Annotated in this window: 1 protein-coding gene; it reads right to left on the reverse strand. The window is 72.7% G+C overall.

Going from position 1 to position 836, the window contains the following annotated elements; translation table 11 throughout:
• Positions 1–724: NlpC/P60 family protein (locus OWC43_RS23375; RefSeq protein WP_393958676.1), on the reverse strand; the 724-nt coding region annotated here is incomplete at its 3' end.
• Between the last annotated feature and the right edge of the window lie 112 nt (positions 725–836).

Below are 836 nucleotides of genomic sequence, written 5' to 3' on the forward strand. Positions count from 1 at the left end.
GCGACAGCTGGTGCATGAGGTGATGCCCGATCAGCCCGTCGCCGAGATAGACGCCGCCGTGGTTCATCACCGGCGCGCGGACCGCGCACAGGAACACGTCGCCGGGCAGCGGACCGTCCGGGCGCTCGACCCGGGCAAAGCCCGCCGCCGCGAAGCCCTCGCGGTAGAGGTCCTGCTGCGGCAGGCCGGGCTCGGGCTCCCACCAATCGAGGTCGCGCGGAAAGTCCGGAAGGGTCAGGCCCACCACGCTGGCGTGCCAGTCGCGGATGAAGCTGTAGCAGTCGTCGACCCCGTGCCGGTACGACCGGCCGTAGAGCGGCGGGCGGGGTACGCCCTCGCCGAACCAGAACGGATCGCTCGCTCCGCCCTCAACGCACAGGGTGATCCCCCACGGGATCGCCATGTCCCGCTGCGTGCGCATGTCCGCCGCCGACGGCGCATCGAGCGGTGGCAATGCCGGACCACCCTCCTGCGGGATCGCGGTGTGCGAGTGCAGCAGCGCGGCCGGGCAGCCGCCATCGACCGCCGCCAGATCCGCGTCGGCGATCTCGAAGGTGCGGACCGGGTCCTCGGCGATGTTGGCGCAGGGGTGATACATCCCCTCACCATCGATCAGCCCGCAGGCCTCGCGCGGCCAGTCCGCGGCGGCATGCGCCTTATGGGCCTCGACCGCCGCGCGCCAGCGCGCGGTGCAGCCGTCGTCAAACACGTACGCGCCCGACACCGGGGAAGCCTCCGAACGGCAGGGGTGCGGCGACGCCGAACCGGGCCTTGCAGCAGCTGGCGATGTGCCGGCTCGGCGTGTCCTTGTCCGGCGTCGTCGGCCGGCCGTCGGC

It is taken from the genome of Methylorubrum sp. POS3 (assembly GCF_043352485.1).
Classification (GTDB): domain Bacteria; phylum Pseudomonadota; class Alphaproteobacteria; order Rhizobiales; family Beijerinckiaceae; genus Methylobacterium; species Methylobacterium suomiense.